Here is an 18,457-nt window from a genome sequence, read left to right on the forward strand (position 1 = left end):
AACATGCTGACAATAAAAAGACTGGACCTGCAGGATGCGCGGCTGCTCATGGAGGGCGCCTGCGCCAAGGCGCGGGAGATCGGTGTGCCCATGTGCATCGCCGTGGTCGATGAATCCGGCAACCTGGTGGCGTTTGAGCGCATGAACGGCGGCAAGATCACCAGCGTCACCATCGCCCAGGACAAGGCCTATACGGCTGCAGCCGCGAAAAAAGCGACCCACGAATATAACGAGAAGTGCGTGCCGGGCAGCCTGGTATTCGGTATCCACACCTCCATGGGCGGGCGCCTGTGCGTGGTTGGCGGTGGTCTGCCGGTCACCGTGGATGATCAGGTGGTGGGTGGGATCGGCCTGAGCTCCGGCACACCGCAGCAGGATATGGAGTGCGCCCAGGCCGGTATCGATCACTTTCTTAGAACCCGAGCCGGGGTCTGAGCAGAGAGTTGGCAGAAAGCCTGAGGTAAGTGAGGTGAAAGCCGATGAGTAACGCGGGAAAACGGGTCGATCGCGAGGTGCTGGCGCAGCGGTTTCGCCAGTTTATCGACCCGGAATATGTGATCAGCGATGACGAGACGCTCAAGCCCTATGAGTGCGACGGTCTCTCGGTCTACTGCGAGCAGCCGATGCTGGTGGTGCTGCCGGAAACCGTAGAGCAGGCGCAGCAGGTGCTGCGCATCTGCCACCAGGAGGGCGTTCCGGTGGTGGCCCGGGGCGCCGGCACCGGGCTCTGCGCTGGCGCCATGCCACACCCCGAGGGAGTGGTGCTATCGATGGCCAAGTTCGACCGGATTCTGGAGATCGATACCCTGGCCCGGGCGGCGCGGGTGCAGCCCGGCGTACGGAACCTGGCGATCAGCGAAGTGGCCGGTAAGAACGGCCTTTACTACGGCCCCGATCCCTCGTCGCAGATCGCCTGCACCATTGGCGGCAACGTGGCGGAAAACTCCGGCGGCGTGCACTGTCTGAAATATGGCCTAACCGTGCATAACCTGCTCAGCGTCGACCTGCTCACCGTGGAGGGCGAACGCCTCACCCTGGGCAGCGAGGGGCTGGACTGTTACGGCATGGACCTGATGGCGCTGATGACCGGCTCCGAAGGGCTGCTTGGCATCGTCACCGAGGTGCGCGTCAAACTGCTGCCCAAGCCTGAAGTGGCGCAGGTGGTGATGGCCGGGTTCGATTCGGTACAGACCGCCGGCGATGCGGTGGGAGCGATCATCGCCGAGGGGATTATCCCCGGCGGCCTGGAGATGATGGATGGTCACGCCATCGTGGCCGCCGAGGCCTTTGCCAAGGCAGGTTATCCCACCGAAGCCCAGGCGCTGCTGCTGTGTGAAGTGGATGGCACTTCAGAAGAGGTTCATGAGCATATCGATGCGGTGGAGAGCCTGTTCAAACGTCTTGGTGCCACCTCGGTACGTACATCCCACAACGAGGAGGAGCGTGCGCGGCTCTGGCAGGGGCGCAAGTCGGCGTTCCCGGCGGTGGGGCGTATCTCACCGGACTACTATTGCATGGATGGCACTATTCCCCGCGGGCAGCTGGCGCATGTACTCACCGAGATGGACCGCAAATCCCAGGAGTGCGGCCTGCGTGTGGCCAACGTATTCCACGCCGGTGATGGCAACCTGCATCCGCTGATCCTGTTCGATGCCAACGTACCCGGTGAGCTGGAAAAGACCGAGGCCTTCGGCGCCTGGATTCTGGAACTCTGCGTCGAAGTGGGCGGCTGTATTACCGGCGAACACGGCGTCGGTGTGGAGAAGATCCGCCAGATGCCGGCCCAGTTCAATGACTCTGAGATCGAGCAGTTCCACCGTATCAAGGCCGCCTTCGATCCGGCGGGCACGCTAAACCCTGGCAAGGGAATACCCACCCTGAGGCAGTGCCAGGAGTACCGTTCGCTGGATAAGGATATAGAGCCCAACGCGGGTGCAGCCGCTCAGCTTCATGATCACGGACAGGGAGGGCATCACCATGGCTGATATGGCAAATCTATTGGTCGAGCAGGTGCTCGCCGCCCGCGAACAGAAGCAGCCTTTGCGAATCGTCGGCGGTGGCAGCAAGAACTTTATGGGCCGGGCTGTGGATATGTCTCTGTCCGAGCTGAGCCTGGCAGAGCACAGCGGCATCGTCAGTTACCACCCGGTGGAGCTGGTGCTCACCGCCCGCGCCGGCACGCCGTTGATTGAACTTGAAGCGGCGCTGGCGGAGCACAACCAGATGCTGTCGTTTGAACCTCCACGGTTTGGCGAAGGCTCCACGCTGGGCGGCACTCTTGCTACAAACATGTCCGGCCCGGGTCGCCCCTGGTGGAGCTCGGTGCGCGACCAGGTGCTTGGTATCCGCCTGATCAATGGCTATGGCGAGCATCTGCGTTTTGGCGGTCAGGTGATGAAAAACGTGGCCGGATACGATGTGTCGCGGCTGCAGGCGGGTGCCCTGGGTACCCTGGGCGCGATTACCGAAGTGAGCCTTAAGGTACTGCCTAAACCTGGCTCTACCCGCACCCTGGTCAGCGATTGCGAGCTGGGTGAGGCGGTCTCGATCATGAACCAGAGAGCGGCACAGCCCAAGCCGATTACCGCGGCCTGCTGGCTCGACAACAGGCTCTACATCCGTTTATCCGGAGCTCACTCAGCGGTGGATGCTACCGCCGCTCAGTGGGGCGGTGAGGAGCTCGAAGACGCCGATGCTTTCTGGCAGCAGCTGCGCGATCAGCAGCTGGATTTCTTCAGCACCGAGCAGCCGCTCTGGCGTTTCTCCGTCAATCCCACCGCGAGGATGCCACAGCTCTCTGGCGGATGGCTGGTGGATTGGGGCGGTGCCCAGCGCTGGTATAGCGGCGCAGCCGACTTTGCCGAGATGGAGCAGATCGCAAAAGCGGCGGGCGGACAGGTCAGCCTGTTCCGCGGCGGCGATCGCAGTGGCGAAGTGATGCACAGTCCTTCTCCTGCCGTGCAGGTGCTGCAACAGCGGTTGAAACAGGCATTCGATCCGGACGGGCTGTTCAACCCCGGCCGGCTCTATAGCTGGATGTAGGTCGATATGAAAACCCAGATTCTGCAAATCTATCAGGCCAGCCCCGAAGGTCCGGAGGCGGAAGAGATTCTGCGCAGCTGCGTGCACTGCGGCTTCTGCACCGCCACCTGCCCCACCTATCAGGAGCTGAATGACGAACGCGACGGCCCGCGTGGCCGTATCTATCTGATCAAACAGTTGCTGGAGACCGGCCAGGTCAGTGAAAAGACCCGTACTCATCTGGATCGCTGTTTGACCTGTCGCAGCTGTGAAACCACCTGCCCCTCCGGTGTGAAGTATGGTCGCCTGGTGGATATCGGCCGTGGCCTGGTGGAGGAGAAGCTGGAGCGGCCCACCAAAGAGAAACTTATGCGCTGGGGGCTGCGCAAGGTGCTGCCCTATCCGGGACGCTTTGGCCCCTTGATGAAGCTGGGCCAGCTGGCGCGCCCGCTGTTGCCGGCGCAGCTGAAAACCAAGGTGCCGCCGAAACGCAGTGCCTCGCCCTGGCCGGCGCAACGTCATGAGCGGGTGATGCTGGCGCTGGCGGGCTGTGCCCAGTCTTCGGCGGCGCCCAACACCAATGCTGCTGCGGCGCGGGTGCTAAACCGATTGGGGATTACCCTGGTGGAAGCGCCGAAGGCGAGTTGCTGTGGTGCCGTCAGTTACCATCTGTCTGCCCATGATGAGGGGCTGGATTTTATGCGCCGTAATATCGATGCCTGGTGGCCGGCGATTGAAGCCGGCTGCGAGGCGATCGTGATGACTGCGTCGGGCTGCGGTGCCATGGTGCAGGAGTATGGTCATCTGCTGCGCAACGATCCCGATTATGCGGAGAAAGCGAAGCGGGTGAGCGAGCTGACCAAAGACCTGTCAGAAGTGCTGCTTGGTGAGGATCTGAGCGTGCTGAAGGCGCAGCGGGGCGACGGCAAGGTGGCCGTGCACTGCCCCTGTACCCTGCAACATGCGATGAAGCAGGGCGGCAGTGTGGATAAGGTGCTGCAGGCGGTGGGCTTTACGCTGGCGCAAACCGAGGAGAAACACCTCTGTTGTGGTTCTGCCGGCACCTATTCGGTGTTACAGCCGAAGATGAGCAAGCGTCTGCTGGACAACAAGATCCGCGCGCTCACCGGCGATGGGCCGGAGAAGATCGTCACCGCCAATATCGGCTGTCAGCTGCATATCGAGACCCGATCCCCGGTGCCGGTACAGCACTGGATCGAGCTGCTCGACACCTGATCCAGGCCGTTAGGCTTTAGGATTAACTCATCAAGCGTGCGTGGACTCGAAAATCTTATCCGCATTACCCTCGATAAAGCCCTGGAAGAGCTTGCCCGGTGACTCCTCGTAGCGCCGGGCGAACTCATAAAAACAGCTCGGCACCCGGTGGGTATCGCCGCCGGGGAAAGTCACGGCGATCCTATCGGCGAGGGTCGATGATTGTTCCAGCAGCACCGCGGCTGAGCCTTTGATCTCCCCGCCCACATCGTTCAGCCCATAGCCCTTGGCTTTCAGCAGGTGGTTGACCGCCTCCAGCGTCTGCATCGTCTCCAGGTGATTGATGCTGACGGTGAAGTGGTTTGCCCTCAGGCCCAGCACCGATAGCCAGGCGGCATATTCGCTTTCATCCCTGAGTGCAGAGTAGGCATCGTAGCTCGGCATCGCCCAGAGGCGGCCATGCCAGAACAGGTCTGGATCCTCCACCGCATCTTTCGGTATCTGGGCGATCAGGGTGTGGATAATCGCCTGGGCGCGCTCGGAGAGATGTTCAAACTCCAGCTCGCTGAGGAATATCTTCGGCGCCAGCTCGTCCATTTCGTGACGATAGGCGCGGGCGCGCAGTTTCTTGGTATCGAACTTGTACTGGCCGAAAGCGTGGTAACCGAGCTGCTCGAGCAGGGGCTCCAGCCGTTCCAGCTCAATCGGGCTGCGGGCAAAGGTGCGAAACGCCACGTGGTCGTTGACGATGGTTTCGCCACGCTCGATAAACAGCTGCTGAATCGCTTCGGCCTGGGGCGCGATATCGACATAATCGCGCCATAAATGCTGGAAGAACTGATGATGGTTCACAGCACACCTCCCTCCGGTCTGACCGGCTTTGAGGTTCTCCCGTACCCTGAAAGGTAGTGGGTCGCTGTCTATCTGTCGAAAACCGAAGCTGCATCAGCGGATGCCAAGTACCTCGAAGCGCCCCTGTACCTGGAGGTTGATGGTGATGGCGCGATCGCTGTCATTACGCCAGTACCAGCCGTGAGACCCATCGAAGGGTGCGGTCAGGGTACCTTCAAGCCCGGTAACCTCGCCCAGGGAGTAACTCTCAAAGTAACCCGTGGTGTCGCCCGCCGGCTCACCGTGAAAGTCCACATGTACGACATGTTCGCTGCTGCTCCACTGGTAGGCGAACTTGTCGCCCTGGCCTAGCTGAAACTTGTACTCCAGATCCTCTCCCGCGGGCAGAGAGAGCTGAATCTCGTGACGGGAATAGCTGCCCGTATTCGCTCGGCTACCTGGCTCTTCCGGCGCTGTTCCTGCGTCAGCTGTCCCGGGCTGAGACAACGCGATAAGACCGCTGAACTGGCCAAAACCGGTCGGGTCGATACCGAACTCCGCCGGCAGAATGACACAGGTATAGACCAGCGCGGCCACGCTACTGGCGAGGCCACAAAGCTTGGTCAGCGATGTGGCTGAGCGGGTGTGTGGCGTTGAGGAAGAGAGATCAGACATAGATACCTCAGGAAAGGTAGTAACCGGTGAGCTGGTAGCCGGTGAGCATCAGCCCCAGGCTGATCAGCGCGGTATTGGCGGTCAGGGCAAAGCGGGGAAAACCGGGCAGTCGCCGCCATTGCGTCACCAGCGTCAGGATCAGGAAAAGCGCAGCCAGCTGGCCCAGTTCGACGCCCAGGTTAAACGCCATCAGGTTAGCCAGCGTACCTTCGTCGCGGTTGATCAGTTGCTGCAGTTTGGTGGCCAGGCCGAAACCGTGGAACAGGCCGAAGATCAGCACGGCGATACGGGTATCCGGCTGATTGCCGAGCAGGCGTTTGAAACCGCCGAGGTTATCAAAGCCCTTATAGACCACTGAAAGGCCGATGATGGCATCGATCAGCCAGGGATTCAGGTTGATCTCATACAGGGTCCCATAGATCAGCGTGAGGCTGTGGCCAAGGGTAAACAGACTGACGTAAAGCAGAATCTCGCGGGGGCGGAACAGAAAGAAGATCACGCCGGTCAGGAACAGAAGGTGATCGTACCCGGTGATCATATGTTTGGCGCCGATATAGATAAATGGCAGGATCGCTTGGCCCGTCTGATCGCTGAGAAAGGCTTTGGAGCTCTCATCCACGCCGTGGGCGTAAATGCCTGTGCTTACCGCTGTCAAAACCAGCAATGTCGCCCACGCAAATACTCGGCTTGATATCAGCCTTGGTGCGGGATGGGGTGTGCACCCTGCGGCAGGTTTTGGATGGAGAAGAGAATCGAGCATGTTAAAACCAGGCTAGATTTAACGGATTGTAACTTGGCGTCGGACAGCTTAAGCCTAGTGGGGACTCTTTTTATGCGGAATAGGATTTTGGCGTTGTATGGCGGGTACTTTGGTATCGGTCAGGTTCATGCACGTTGGCGGCCGAAAAGGAATCACCGCTTTTCTGGTGTACCGCTCAATGCAGCACTCATTCACCGTAGCACGGTTGTTTGCCAAAATTTTTACTCCCAACCTGTTAATTCCCTTCATACTGTCAGGGAGCTGTTTACTGATCGCGACTAAACAGGCCAGATAAAAACGCCGTTCGCGTTACTACCTTTATCGACTCGCAAAGCGGCTGGATCTGAGTGAACAAACCTTCGCAGCCTGAATGGATGATGCGCATATGGATATTTTCGCCATGTTTTTCGCGGGACTCGGGCTGTTCTTTATCGGATTGCGGAGCTTTGCCAGCAGTTTCAAAAGCAGTAACAGCCGCCTGTTTCATAGCCTGGTTAAACTGGCGGGGAAGCGTCGCGAGCTCACTGTGCTGATCGGCACCTTTGCCGGGGCGATTACCCAGAGCGGTGTCGCCGTTGCCTTCATGATTATTTCGCTGGGTGCTGCCGGTGCGATCAACGTGCGTCGCGCCGTGCCGCTGATCGGCTGGGCCAATGTCGGCACCACCGGGCTGGTGCTGCTGGCGGCCTTCGATATCTATCTGATGATCTACCTGATGCTCGGCATCGTTGGTGTCGGCTATTACCTGAAACTCTATGACAATGAGCGCTTTCGCTTTCCACTGGGGGCACTGTTGGGGCTGGCGCTGCTGTTGCTCGGGCTGGCAACGCTGAAAAGCGGCGCTTCCCATCTCAACGAGGTGGCCTGGGTCAATGAGATGCTCTCCACCTCGCCGCCTTCGCTGGTACTGCTGTTTGCGGCAGCGGTGCTCTTCGGCACTATTGCCCAGTCATCGGCTACCGCCGCGGCTATATCCGTGACCCTGATTCTGGCGGGGCTGTTCAATATGGATCAGGCGCTGGTGGTGCTGTTTGGCGCCAACCTGGGGTCGGCGATCTGTGTTTATCTTCTGGGGCGGGGCATGACCGGTGTCGGCATGCAACTGGTGCTGATGCAGGTCTGGTCGAAGGCGCTCTCTGTGATGGTGCTGCTGCCAGTGCTGATCTTCGAACTCAACAGCGATTATCCTGGGCTGGAAACGCTGGCCGCGATGCTGACCGAGGATGCCGGTCTTCAGCTGACACTGGTCTCCCTGATTATTCAGCTGGTTGGTGCGTTGATGTTGAGTTACCTGGGGGATAGCTTGATGGATATCGCAGAGAACGTGGCGCCAGAGGGGCGGGCGGAAACCATGGGCCGGCCCAAGTATCTGTTTGATCAGGCGTTGGACGATCCTGAGTCAGCTATGGATCTGTTAGGCAGGGAACAGGCCCGGCTGGTGGCGTACTTGCCACATTATCTGGATTCACTGCGCAGTGAAGCCCAGCCCGGAGGTCTGCCAGTGCCGCAGCTGCACAGCGCCAGCTTAAGTCTGGCCGGGCATTGCCGGCGGTTTATCTCCGAGCTGACCGTGCGCACCCGCTCAGCGCCTTCGCTGGAACGCATCGCAGGCATGCAGTCCCGCAACGAAACGCTGGTGCATATGCTGGAGGGATGCCAGCAGTTGTATGCCAGTCTTGATCACCCCTTCGGTGAGCCAATGGCACAGCGGATGCGGAACAGCATCATCGAAGGGCTGCATGCACTGTTACTGACGCTGGAGGACAGCCTTAACGATCCCGAGGATGACTGTGAAATCCTGCTGCTGATGAGCAGCGACCGCTCGGGCCTGATGGAGCAGTTTCGCAGCGATCTGCTGGATAGCGAGGCGTCACTGAGCATGGAAAGCAGGCGTGCCCTGTTTACCGCTACCACGCTGTTTGAGCGACTGGTGTGGCAGATCCATAACTTTGCCCAGGTGCTGGTTCGTTCGGATCGACAGTTGGTGTTGGGCAGCGGGAGTGATCAGGCCTCGTTGGAGTCCACCATCTGAGAACGGCTAATTGAGCCGCTTGGATGAGCCGCTTAATTGAGACAGGTAAGCAGGTAGACGATCACCGCCGCCAGCAGTGCGCTGACGCCCTGCCAGAACTGCACCGGGTTGCGCTCGATCAGCGGTGGACGGGTGCGGTTGAGAAACGCCTGACCGGGTTTACGCAGGTCGTGGATAAACTCTGAAATCTCGTCATAGCGTTTGGCTGGATCGGGATTGAGTGCTTTTTTCAGGGTTTCATCGATCCAGGCCGGGATCTCCCGTTCGTCATCGAGGACCGAGTCGTACTGTAAACGCCGTTGTGACGCTCGAGTGCGGGCACGAGCCACCTGTGCGCCGTAGGGGAAACGTCCCGACAGCATCTGGTAGGCGATCACACCCAGGGAGTAGAGATCGGATGCGGGCGTACCCTGTTCTCCGAGGAAATACTCGGGGGCGGTGTAGAGCGCGGTGCCGAGAATATTGGGCTGCTCCTGGCCGATCAGGGTTTCATCGATACCGGCCACCCGGGTGGCGCCGAAATCGATAATCTTTACCGTGCCGCTGTTGTCGATCATCAGGTTATCGGGTTTCAGATCCTGGTGGACCATCTCCAGACGATGGAAGGCACGCAGGCCACGGGCGATCTGCTCAATAATATCGCGCACCTTTTCCAGCTCTGGTGCCGGGTTGTCGATCAGCCACTGGGCCAGGGTCTGGCCTTCGATGTACTCGGTCAGGGTGTAGAGGTAGTGTTTGGCGCCTGAGCTCTGCACTGCTTTCAGCACATGGGGGCTGTTCAGGCGCCTGGCGATCCACTCCTCCATCATGAAGCGCTCGAGATAGGCCTGGTCTTCGCTCAGGTCGATGGACGGTGTTTTCAGAATCACCTTCTCACTGCTGGCGTTATCCACCGCGAGATAAACATGGCTGCGGCTGGTGGCGTGAATCTCTCTGATGATCTGGAAACCGTCGAACTCTTCACCCGCTTCCAGGACCGGAGGCAGCGGCAGGCTGTCGACCTGCAGCGCCAGCGGGGCCTGTTCTGGCCGAGGCAGGTCATCCACGCGGACGATCTGCAGGCTCAGGTTATCGGGGCTGCCATGAGCGAACGCTTGCTGCACTATCGCCTCAGCGGCCCGGTCCAGGTTTTCCCGATGTTCGTTGATGGCGTAGAGGATAAAGGTGGCGTCCACATGCTCGTAAACACCGTCGGTGGCGAGCAGAAAGGTATCGCCGATGGCCAGCGGCAGCGCCTCGTAATCAAGCTCTAGATAGTCGTCGATACCGAGAGCACGGCTCAGATAGCTCTCCTCCTGAGATATCCACAGACGATGGTCCTTGGTCAGCTGCTCCAGACCGTTTTCCCGGGCACGGTAGATACGGCTGTCGCCGGCGTGAAACAGGTGGGCGGTGGTGCTTTTCAGCACCAGGGCGCTGAGCGTGCAGACATAGCCACGATCCTTGTCGTAGCGGTATTCGCTGCGCCGCGTCTGGGAATAAAGCCAGGAGTTGGTGGCCTGAATCACTCTTTCGGCAGCGGTTTTTACCGTCCAGGCATCGGAGGTGCAGAAGTAGTCATCGAGAAAGGATTTCACCGCGGCAGCGCTGGCGATCTGGCTGACATCGCTGGAACTGATGCCATCGGCGATGGCCAGTGCAGCCCCTTTGAGCGTTAGCTGAGGCTCCTCAGGCACCATTACGCCGTGGAAGTCCTGGTTCTGTGCCTTCCGACCCTTGTCGGAGTATTGGCCGATGCTGAGTGTCAGTTGGTTGCTCATGCGCCGTTACCGGAGAGTTTTACCCGCAAAGCCCGGCGTCGGAGGTCCGGGCCGGGCGGCTAGTACTGGCAGCAGGATCAGGCAGAAGCTGAACTGGGCTTAGCGGTAGCTTGCTGGGCTGCAACTTTGCGCTTGGCGCCGGTGCGGACGTGGGTGGTATACAAGGTCAGGCCGGTGAAGGCGAGACCGCCGACCAGGTTACCCAGCGCTGTGGGGATCTCGTTCCAGATCAGGTAGTCGGCCACGGAGAAGTCACCGCCCATAATCATGGCGAACGGGAACAGGAACATGTTGACTACGGAGTGTTCGAAACCCATGAAGAAGAACAGCATGATCGGCATCCACATCGCCAGTACCTTGCCGCTGACATGGGTAGAGATCATCGCGCCGACAACGCCCATGGAAACCATCCAGTTACACAGCATGCCGCGGATAAAAATAGTGATCCAGCCATCGGCGCCGTAGGCGGCGTAACCGACGGTACGGGATTCACCGATACCGGCCACTTTCTCGGCGATGGCGCCGCCATCGGTGTTGTAGCCCATGGTGAAGATGTAGGACATCATCACTGCCACGGTGAAAGCACCGGCGAAGTTACCTACAAAGACCAGGCCCCAGTTGCGCAGGATCTGTGACGGGGTTACGCCGGGACGTTTGTCTAGCCAGGCCAGCGGAGTCAGCATAAAGACGCCGGTGAGCAGGTCGAAGCCCATCAGGTAAAGCATGCAGAAACCCACCGGGAACAGAATCGCACCGATGAGGAAAACGCCGGTCTGCACCGCTACGGTGACGGCGAAAACGGCGGCCAGTGCCAGAATTGCACCGGCCATGTAGGCGCGGATCAGGGTGTCACGGGTGGACATGTGGATCTTGGATTCGCCTGCATCGACCATCTTGGTCACAAACTCGGAAGGGATCAGGTAAGCCATGGTTAATTGCCTCTGTTTAAGCAGTTAAGTCATCACACACGGAATCGGTTGTGCTGGAGCTTGCAAAAAAAAAACGCCCACCTCCCGCCTTCTGTAAAAGAGGACGGGAGGTGGACGCCGTTGTCCGGAAACTCTCAGCTTGTTAGTCGGAGCCAACTCTGACTCTGATAGGTAGAGCAAAGCAACCTGTGTGCCAATGTTAGAAAACGCTGCAAGAGCTGTTAATTCAGCAGCCGCTGCGGCGGTGGGGCATCGCTTGACGGCTGGTCGTGTTTGTCTTTGGTGCAGTGCAGCTAATTTTTGCGCCTGTTTGGAGCCCTGGTGGCTCCTTTAGCGCCGGCTTTAACCCGCTCGACATCGGCGATCACTTTTTCGGCCACATCGATCAGGCGTTTTTTCTGTGACATGGCGCTCTGTTGCAGGGTGCGGAACGCCTGCTCCTCATCCAGCCCCTGGTACTGCATCAAAAGACCCTTGGCGCGCTCCAGCAGCTTACGTTCAGACAACGCCTGACGCGCGGCGCCCAGCTCACTGCTCATCTGTTTGAGGCTTTCCGCCTGCTGCTGCACCAGGCCGTAGAGCGAGCGTACCCAGTCTGCGCTGCCGCTGGATCCGCTGGCAGGAAGGGGCGAGTTCACATCCAGTAGCATGGTCAGAGGAGAGGACGACGGGGTTTCCAGCGATTTTTCCAGGGATGCCAGGGTCTCGCGCTGGTTTTTCAGCTCATTGCTGGCCTGCTGTACGCGCTCATCACTCAACCTCTGCAGCAGTTCAGCCAGCTCCTGCTCAAGTGTCTGCATGGCATCGATACGCCGGGTTGCCAGGTCATACCAGACCTCGCTGAAATCCGGTGGCACGCCGGCACCGGGTTCCAGGCGGGCGATCACCTGGCGCAGACGCATGAATTCATGGGTTTCCGGTCGTTCCTGCAGTGCCTTCCAGGCTTCCAGCTGAGGTTCCAGGGCGAACTCCCGGAATGTGCTGAAGCAGTGCTCCTGAGCCTCCACCAGGTTGGTCAGGCGCTCCAGATGCTCGGCCTTGAACTCGCCGGTGGCGATGCCGCTGACGGTCCAGGCGCGCTCTTGGCCGGCGTACTCCTTGCCCTGCATCAGGTTGAACATCGCCACTAGCTGACGCGTGATCTCTGGATCATCGGAGATATCGGCCGCCTCGAAAATCACCCCCAGCAGTGACTCCATCAGCCGGCTATAAGCCTGGGTGCTCTCCTGGGCGCTCAGGGCACGTTTATCCACCGCCTGGCGCAGGCCAGGCAGTGCGTCTAAGCCATGCAGGACGTGAGCAAGATTGTTGAACAGGCGTGCGCGACCGGCGAGGGGGCCCGCTTCCAGGTCGAGTTGATCCAGCCCGGCACGAAATTCGGTTTCCGCCTGACGGGAGCTGTCCAGCTGAGCCAGGCGCTGGTCGCAGAGGCGAGTGCCGCCGGATGCCAGGTACACATTGGATAGACCGCGTTCCCGCTGCAGCTCATGGATCAGATTGCTGACCTGCGTGACCTGGGTACAACTGGCCATTAGCTGCTTCAACGATGCGATTTCTGATCGTTTGGAGGCTAGAAAAAACTCCTCGATCCTTTGCTGGCTCTGAGGCATGCGCGGCTCCATAGACGATTTGCTTCGGGCAATTTGGCAGAGAATGCCACCCAGGGCTAATACAACAGCCTGGGTTCTCTCATTCAAACTTATGTCAAAAGCAGGGACTGCAAAAGCTCTGTTCGGTGCAAAACGGGTGCCGGATGCAAGAGATCTGTTCAGGGAAACGGGGACGGGCACTGATCCGGCTTTACGGTTTGAGCGTTAAACTGCATAAGAGTGTTCCGAAAGTTGCTGACCGCGCGGTCAGAGAGCAGTGGATGCAAGGTTTCGGTTCAGCCAGACGCTGTGTGGGCAGGTATCTAGCAGCTGGTGGTCAGAAACAACGTGTGAGGATCTTTCTTAAATTGTTGATAGTTAATGTATTGTTTGCAGGATTTGCTGGGACCAAAGTATTGTTGAGCTGGTAACTGTTTTCAGATTAATCTTTATTTGATCCGGATTAATTGGAACGGCTATTGCTTTCCTTCTCTAATCTGTAATAAAGATGGTTGTAACAATAAATAGGTATGTTGGTTTTGCTTTCAACGTTGTTGCCCATCCGCAACCCGCATCAGGTGTTCGCATCCTCCGCATCTCACTTGACCAGCCCGGGCTGCAGTGCATATCTTGAAGACTTGTCCGATTTTTTATAACGCTGGGTGTTACCTTGGATATCAATCAGGAAGTTGAACGACTTCGTCAGATTTCGATGTTTGCTAAAGTAGACATATCGAAACTGAAATTGCTGGCGTTTACGAGTCAACTGCTGACCTGTAAACCCGGTGAAGTGCTGATCAAGGTGAATGACCCTTCAGATTGTGTGTATTTGGTGATGGATGGTGAGCTGGAGATTCTCTCCAAAACCACCTGTGGGCGTGAACAGTCCATTATCCGCCAGCGCGGTGATTTGATCGGCGAGATTGCGGTGATCTCCAAAACCCGCCGCACAGCCAGCGTCAGGGCGGTAACCGAAGCCAAGGTCCTGCGGATAGAGGCAGATGCCTTTATCGATATGATGACCAAGAACTCCGATGTGGCGCTGGATGTGATGCGTCAGCTCAGCGACAAGCTGGCACAGGCGATTCAGACCAACGAGAGCCTGCAGGCGCGCCTTGCCGAGCTAAAGAACGAGAAGTGCAGTGAGACCGGCCATGAATGCTGAACGTTTCAAGCAGCTATGGACACGCAATGTGACTGCTTCGGGTAGCAGTGGCGATGCGCAGTGGGTCTGTGCCTATCTGGAAAAACAGTATCGTCACCCGGGGCGGCACTATCACGACTGCAGCCATATAGAAGAGTGCCTGAAGTGGCTGGATCTTTACGCGGATACAGTGGCCGATCCCGATGCAGTGGAATTGGCGATCTGGTTCCACGATGTCTGCTATCTGCCCACTCCTGTGGGGCATGAAGAGCGCAGTGCTCAGCTATTTATTCGCATGGTCGGTAACGGCATGGCGGCAGAGCGACGCGACAAAATCGCCCGCATGATCGGCTATACCACCCACACTACGCCACCGCAGGGCGCTGAAGAGGCGTTGATGGTGGATATCGACATGGCGAGTTTTGCCCGCCCCTGGCATCAGTACCTGATCGACACCGTTCATTGCCGCCTTGAGCGCCACTGGCTTAACGATCTGGAGTTCTGCGAGGGACAGATCGGATTTCTCGAGAAAATGCTGGCCCGTCCGAGCTTCTACTACAGCGAAGCGTTCAAGCAGCGCCATGAGCAGGACGCCCGCACCAACATGCAGCGTATGATCGAACTGCTGCAGAAACGCCGCGTGCGCCTCAGTCACCGGGTTGCAGTAGGTCAGGGTTAATTCTTCCCGACAAACACTAGCAAGCAGCTGACCGGTAGGCCCGCGCTACCGGAAACACACTGCCCAGTGCTCGCTGTTTCCCGCATCTTTGTTATTCCATCACTTTTTGCTTTTTCATCGATAGCCTGTCTACGCAGCCGCGCTGGAGATACCGTTGTTTAAACCTCAACCGATTCGGGTGGAAATGAGCGCTTCGGAATCGAAATTGCAGTCATCTGGGCGCAACACTTGAGCCCGATCATGACGCTGCCCTTACAGGCTTGGTAAACCTACGCGGGCTGCTCCTGCCTGGGCTTTGGCGTTCTATCCCTGGTGGCAATGCTCCGTCGTTATCGGGTGTTGCATAAAGGGATGCAGAAAATACACTAGCAGCCCCTGGCGAGATCAAACGTCTGTTTGCGCCGGGCCGCATCAGCGTTATCCCGGGCCAGCCCCGAGGGTTTATAAGATTATGCGAAAAAGGCTCTATCAGAGTAATCGCGAATATGCGCAGAGCCTTTATACTGAGGCATTCCCGTGCTGTTCGTCGCTTGGCCGTTATTGGCGTCAGGCCGAGCCAAAAGTTGTTTATCCGTGTGCCAGGCCTCTCCATAGCCGGCAAAGAGGGAAAGAGCCCATGGTGTTTTCATGGGTGAGTTAATACAGGGTTTTAGTATGACACAGCCGGAATCTCGCACACCCCGCCGCATTCTCATGTACAGCCACGATACCTTTGGGCTTGGACATCTGCGCCGCTGCCGTGCCATCGCTCACGCCATCGTTGATCGCTACAAGTCCGCTACCGTACTGATTTTGACCGGTTCCCCGATTATCGGCAGTTTCAGTTTCAAGGCCCGTGTTGATTTCGTGCGTATTCCCGGTGTCATCAAGCTGCACAACGGGGATTACACCTCACTGAGCCTGCTGCAGGACCTCAGTAACACCCTGGCGCTGCGGGAGTCTATCATCCGCCATACCGCAGAGGTGTTCGATCCCGAGCTGTTTATCGTCGACAAGGAACCGCTGGGTCTTAAGGGTGAGATCGAGCCGACGCTGGAGATGTTGACGGCCAAAGGTGTGCCCGCGGTTCTGGGCCTGCGCGATGTGCTCGATACGCCTGATCTGCTGGTGCCGGAATGGGAGCAGAAAAACGCCATAGCGGCGATTGAGCGCTATTACAGCAGGATCTGGGTCTATGGCGACAAGTCCATGGGTAACCCGCTGGATACGGTTCCCGGCCTTGAGCGTATTGAGTCGAAAATGCTCTATACCGGGTATCTGAGGCGTTCTTTGCCCAGCACCTATACATCGTTGAACCTGGAACAGGTGAAGCGCCCCTATATCCTGGTGACTCCGGGCGGTGGTGGCGACGGCATCGAAATGGTGGACCGGGTGCTTAAGGCCTATGAATCCGGCGCAGAGATGCCGCTGAACCTGCTGATCGTGATGGGGCCCTTTATGCCCAGTGAGACTCAGGAGGCGTTTCAGCACCGCGCTGCGCAGCTCGATCAGGTCGGGATTATTACCTTTGATAACTGCATGGAAGCACTGCTTCAGGACGCCAGTGGCGTGATCGCTATGGGTGGCTATAACACCTTCTGCGAGATTCTCTCGTTTGATAAGCAATCCGTGCTCTTGCCTCGTAAGGTGCCGCGGCAGGAGCAGTGGCTGAGAGCCAAAAAGGCCGAAGCCCTGGGGCTCGCCTGCTGTCTCGACCCCGACAGCCCCGACCTGGAGCAGGAGCTGCAGAGCGCGCTGAGCGAGCTGCACCTGAAGCAGGCGCCCTCGGGCAAGATGCCGCCCGGTTTTATGAGTGGCCTGGAGAAAATCTGTTTCGATCTGCAGGAACTGATGGATGTAGAGGATGAAGTAGTCTGTGGATAAAACGGCTCCGACACTGATGTTTTATGTCCAGCACCTGCTGGGCGTGGGTCATATCAAGCGTGCCTCGCTACTGGTTAAGGGCTGGCTCGACGCCGGCTTCAACGTCTGCGTTGTGAGCGGCGGTGAACCTGTGCCGCTGTTCAATTTCGATGGCGCTGAGCTGGTACAACTGCCGCCGGTGAAAACGGCTGATGCGGCGTTCAGTGCTCTGGTCACCGAGGATGGAGAGCCTCTGGATGAGGCGTTTCGAGAGCGTCGGCGCAACCAGCTGCTTGATACCTTCTCCGCGGTTCAGCCCGATCTCCTGGTGATCGAAAACTATCCCTTCGGCAGACGTCAGCTGCGCTGGGAGCTCAAACCGCTGCTGGAGATGGCTTCGAGCGCCGAGAAACGGCCACTGATCGCCTGTTCGGTGCGCGATATCGTGCAGGCACGCAAGCCGGAGCGGGTGGCTGAAACGGTTTCCCTGATCGAACGCTATTTTGACCTGGTGCTGGTGCACGGCGACGGCCGTTTTGTCCCCTTTGAAAGCAGTTTTCCCGCGGCTGCCGAGATCGCTGACAAAATCCGCTATACCGGTTATGTCACCGACGCTATCGCCTCGTCTGATGCGGTGGATGAGGCAGTGGAGGGCGAAGGTGAGGTACTGGTCTCCAGTGGTGGCGGTGCCGTTGGCTTTGGCCTGATGCGGGCGGCAATGGATGGTCGCAGCCAGACCCTGCTGGCCCACAACACCTGGCGTTTTCTGATGGGGCCGAATCTGCCCGCCATGGAGCGCGCGGAGCTGGAGCAGGGAGTTAAACCTGGTGTGATCGTTGAGCCGTCTCGCCCGGATTTTCCGGCGTTGCTGACCCGCTGCGGTTTGTCGATCTCCCAGGGCGGTTACAACACGGTGATGGACCTGCTGGTTGCCCGGTCACCGGCGGTTATTGTGCCGTTCGAGGGGGAGGGCGAAACCGAGCAGCTTGAGCGCACCTCGAAACTGGCCCAGTTTGGCTTGTGCGCCATGGTCCGGGAGCGAGATCTGACGCCAGAAACCATGGCGCAGGCAGTGGACCGTGCTGTCGCTCTGCACCCGGAGCAGGTGGATATCGATCTGCAGGGTGCTGCGCACTGTGCGCGGCTGTTGAGTGAGGCGTTGGCAGGCCGGCAAACGCTAAAGTCAGAGGGCAAGTCAGAGAGCAAGTTGGAGACCCTGGGTGGCTGATTGGAAAGCGCTGGAAACGGAATTGGCGTTATGGAGTGAGTCCGGCAAGCAGGCGACGCTCTGGTGGCGTGACGATGATGCGGAAAGACCCAGCGCCGCGCTGGAGCAGTTGATCGCACTCAGTGACCGCTTTCAGGTACCGCTGGCGCTGGCGACCATCCCGGCTGGAGCAGAACCCGAGCTGGCGCTGAGAGTTCAGCAGGCGAACGCTGTCAGCGTTCTGCAGCACGGTTTTTCTCATATCAGCCATGCCCCTGCCAGTGAGCGTAAATGTGAACTGGGTGATAACCGTCCGCTGTCGGATATTACGGCAGAGCTGAATCAGGGCCAGATAAAACTCGCCGGGCTGTTCGGCGATCTGTTCCTGCCGGTGCTGGTTCCGCCCTGGAACCGTTTAAGCCAGCAGGTGATCGAGTCGCTGCCGGAGCTTGGGTTTATCGGTCTCTCCACGCTGGGGCCGCGCAGTCTTGAGCAGGGTATTCTCACCGAAGTGAATGTGCACGCCGATCTTATCAACTGGAAGGCGGGGCGCTGCTTCGCCGGTGAAGCGCGGGCGCTGGGACAGATCATTACTCATCTGCAGCAGCGCCGCCTCGGCGAAGTGGATAGCCGTGAGCCCACAGGGGTGATGACCCATCATCTGGTGCATGATGAGGGTGTCTGGGCGTTCCTGCCCAAGCTCTTCGATCTGACGCGAAAGGCCGGCGCGCGCTGGTGTGCGGCGAAAGAGATCTTCAGCTAGAGGAGGGGGG

16 protein-coding genes are annotated in these 18,457 nt (G+C 58.7%); 10 read left to right on the plus strand and 6 right to left on the minus strand.

Translation table 11 applies throughout. The features are described from left to right. Positions 1-3 precede the first annotated feature (3 nt). Genes CLV83_RS16365 through glcF form a run of 4 tightly spaced genes read left to right on the plus strand, consistent with a single transcriptional unit; the run spans position 4 to position 4,257 of the window. Positions 4-435 carry a GlcG/HbpS family heme-binding protein gene (locus CLV83_RS16365; protein WP_104004987.1) on the plus strand — a complete coding sequence of 144 codons (432 nt, stop codon included), beginning with the start codon at positions 4-6 and terminating at the stop codon, positions 433-435. Positions 436-479: 44 nt separating this feature from the next. Continuing rightward, on the plus strand, positions 480-1,985 hold the full coding sequence (locus tag CLV83_RS16370) for an FAD-linked oxidase C-terminal domain-containing protein (protein WP_132294846.1): 1,506 nt from the start codon (positions 480-482) through the stop codon (positions 1,983-1,985). Continuing rightward, a complete protein-coding gene (gene glcE, locus CLV83_RS16375; protein ID WP_132294849.1) occupies positions 1,978-3,042 on the plus strand; it encodes a glycolate oxidase subunit GlcE in 1,065 nt (354 codons plus the stop codon). The genes CLV83_RS16370 and glcE overlap by 8 nt, the downstream gene beginning before the upstream one ends. A 6-nt stretch (positions 3,043-3,048) precedes the next feature. After that, the gene (gene glcF, locus CLV83_RS16380; protein WP_132294852.1) at positions 3,049-4,257 is read left to right on the plus strand and encodes a glycolate oxidase subunit GlcF; all 1,209 of its coding nucleotides are present in this window, start codon (positions 3,049-3,051) and stop codon (positions 4,255-4,257) included. A gap of 30 nt (positions 4,258-4,287) precedes the next feature. Here the strand turns inward: glcF and CLV83_RS16385 are convergent, their stop codons facing one another. The 3 genes from CLV83_RS16385 to CLV83_RS16395 all read right to left on the minus strand — a co-directional run bounded on the left by CLV83_RS16385 (position 4,288) and on the right by CLV83_RS16395 (position 6,397). After that, positions 4,288-5,088: a DUF1338 domain-containing protein gene (locus CLV83_RS16385; protein ID WP_132294854.1), complete on the minus strand. Its 801-nt coding sequence runs from the start codon at positions 5,086-5,088 to the stop codon at positions 4,288-4,290. 93 nt (positions 5,089-5,181) lie between these two features. After that, positions 5,182-5,742, minus strand: coding sequence for a hypothetical protein (locus CLV83_RS16390; protein WP_132294857.1), 561 nt, complete (start codon positions 5,740-5,742; stop codon positions 5,182-5,184). A gap of 7 nt (positions 5,743-5,749) precedes the next feature. After that, positions 5,750-6,397, minus strand: a complete 648-nt coding sequence (locus CLV83_RS16395; protein WP_243642416.1) for a HupE/UreJ family protein — start codon at positions 6,395-6,397, stop codon at positions 5,750-5,752. A gap of 475 nt (positions 6,398-6,872) precedes the next feature. On the opposite strand from CLV83_RS16395, the gene CLV83_RS16400 reads away from it, so the two are divergent. After that, entirely contained in the window at positions 6,873-8,534 is a 1,662-nt protein-coding gene (locus tag CLV83_RS16400; protein WP_132294863.1) for a Na/Pi symporter, read from the plus strand. 32 nt (positions 8,535-8,566) lie between these two features. Here the strand turns inward: CLV83_RS16400 and CLV83_RS16405 are convergent, their stop codons facing one another. The 3 genes from CLV83_RS16405 to CLV83_RS16415 all read right to left on the minus strand — a co-directional run bounded on the left by CLV83_RS16405 (position 8,567) and on the right by CLV83_RS16415 (position 12,833). Further along, the gene (locus CLV83_RS16405; protein ID WP_132294866.1) at positions 8,567-10,294 is read right to left on the minus strand and encodes a bifunctional protein-serine/threonine kinase/phosphatase; all 1,728 of its coding nucleotides are present in this window, start codon (positions 10,292-10,294) and stop codon (positions 8,567-8,569) included. Between the two features lie 77 nt (positions 10,295-10,371). Beyond that, entirely contained in the window at positions 10,372-11,223 is an 852-nt protein-coding gene (locus tag CLV83_RS16410; protein ID WP_132294869.1) for a formate/nitrite transporter family protein, read from the minus strand. Positions 11,224-11,516: 293 nt separating this feature from the next. Then, positions 11,517-12,833 (minus strand): nitrate regulatory protein, encoded by a 1,317-nt coding sequence (locus CLV83_RS16415; protein WP_165900332.1) that lies wholly within the window; start codon positions 12,831-12,833, stop codon positions 11,517-11,519. Positions 12,834-13,524: 691 nt separating this feature from the next. Here CLV83_RS16415 and CLV83_RS16420 point away from each other — a divergent pair. The 5 genes from CLV83_RS16420 (at position 13,525) to CLV83_RS16440 (ending at position 18,447) form a co-directional block, all read left to right on the plus strand. Further along, complete coding sequence (locus CLV83_RS16420) at positions 13,525-13,977, plus strand: cyclic nucleotide-binding domain-containing protein (RefSeq protein ID WP_132294875.1); 453 nt, start codon at positions 13,525-13,527, stop codon at positions 13,975-13,977. Next, on the plus strand, positions 13,967-14,635 hold the full coding sequence (locus CLV83_RS16425) for an HD domain-containing protein (RefSeq protein WP_132294878.1): 669 nt from the start codon (positions 13,967-13,969) through the stop codon (positions 14,633-14,635). The genes CLV83_RS16420 and CLV83_RS16425 overlap by 11 nt, the downstream gene beginning before the upstream one ends. 654 nt (positions 14,636-15,289) lie before the next feature. Beyond that, entirely contained in the window at positions 15,290-16,498 is a 1,209-nt protein-coding gene (locus CLV83_RS16430; RefSeq protein ID WP_132294881.1) for a glycosyltransferase family protein, read from the plus strand. After that, the gene (locus CLV83_RS16435) at positions 16,491-17,705 is read left to right on the plus strand and encodes a glycosyltransferase family protein (protein ID WP_132294884.1); all 1,215 of its coding nucleotides are present in this window, start codon (positions 16,491-16,493) and stop codon (positions 17,703-17,705) included. Before CLV83_RS16430 ends, CLV83_RS16435 begins: the two co-directional genes overlap by 8 nt. Then, positions 17,698-18,447 carry a polysaccharide deacetylase family protein gene (locus tag CLV83_RS16440; RefSeq protein ID WP_132294887.1) on the plus strand — a complete coding sequence of 250 codons (750 nt, stop codon included), beginning with the start codon at positions 17,698-17,700 and terminating at the stop codon, positions 18,445-18,447. Before CLV83_RS16435 ends, CLV83_RS16440 begins: the two co-directional genes overlap by 8 nt. Positions 18,448-18,457: the final 10 nt, after the last annotated feature.

The sequence above is a fragment of the Marinobacterium mangrovicola genome (assembly GCF_004339595.1).
Lineage (GTDB): Bacteria > Pseudomonadota > Gammaproteobacteria > Pseudomonadales > Balneatricaceae > Marinobacterium_D > Marinobacterium_D mangrovicola.

What these genes read in the sequence shown, in the direction of transcription:
- CLV83_RS16365 (WP_104004987.1), top strand. Translation starts at nt 4, where the DNA reads ATGCTGACAATAAAAAGACTGGACCTGCAGGATGCGCGGCTGCTCATG.
- CLV83_RS16370 (WP_132294846.1), top strand. Translation starts at nt 480, where the DNA reads ATGAGTAACGCGGGAAAACGGGTCGATCGCGAGGTGCTGGCGCAGCGG.
- glcE (WP_132294849.1), top strand. Translation starts at nt 1,978, where the DNA reads ATGGCTGATATGGCAAATCTATTGGTCGAGCAGGTGCTCGCCGCCCGC.
- glcF (WP_132294852.1), top strand. Translation starts at nt 3,049, where the DNA reads ATGAAAACCCAGATTCTGCAAATCTATCAGGCCAGCCCCGAAGGTCCG.
- CLV83_RS16390 (WP_132294857.1), bottom strand. Translation starts at nt 5,742, where the DNA reads ATGTCTGATCTCTCTTCCTCAACGCCACACACCCGCTCAGCCACATCG.
- CLV83_RS16400 (WP_132294863.1), top strand. Translation starts at nt 6,873, where the DNA reads ATGGATGATGCGCATATGGATATTTTCGCCATGTTTTTCGCGGGACTC.
- CLV83_RS16405 (WP_132294866.1), bottom strand. Translation starts at nt 10,294, where the DNA reads ATGAGCAACCAACTGACACTCAGCATCGGCCAATACTCCGACAAGGGT.
- CLV83_RS16410 (WP_132294869.1), bottom strand. Translation starts at nt 11,223, where the DNA reads ATGGCTTACCTGATCCCTTCCGAGTTTGTGACCAAGATGGTCGATGCA.
- CLV83_RS16415 (WP_165900332.1), bottom strand. Translation starts at nt 12,833, where the DNA reads ATGCCTCAGAGCCAGCAAAGGATCGAGGAGTTTTTTCTAGCCTCCAAA.
- CLV83_RS16420 (WP_132294875.1), top strand. Translation starts at nt 13,525, where the DNA reads ATGTTTGCTAAAGTAGACATATCGAAACTGAAATTGCTGGCGTTTACG.
- CLV83_RS16425 (WP_132294878.1), top strand. Translation starts at nt 13,967, where the DNA reads ATGAATGCTGAACGTTTCAAGCAGCTATGGACACGCAATGTGACTGCT.
- CLV83_RS16430 (WP_132294881.1), top strand. Translation starts at nt 15,290, where the DNA reads ATGACACAGCCGGAATCTCGCACACCCCGCCGCATTCTCATGTACAGC.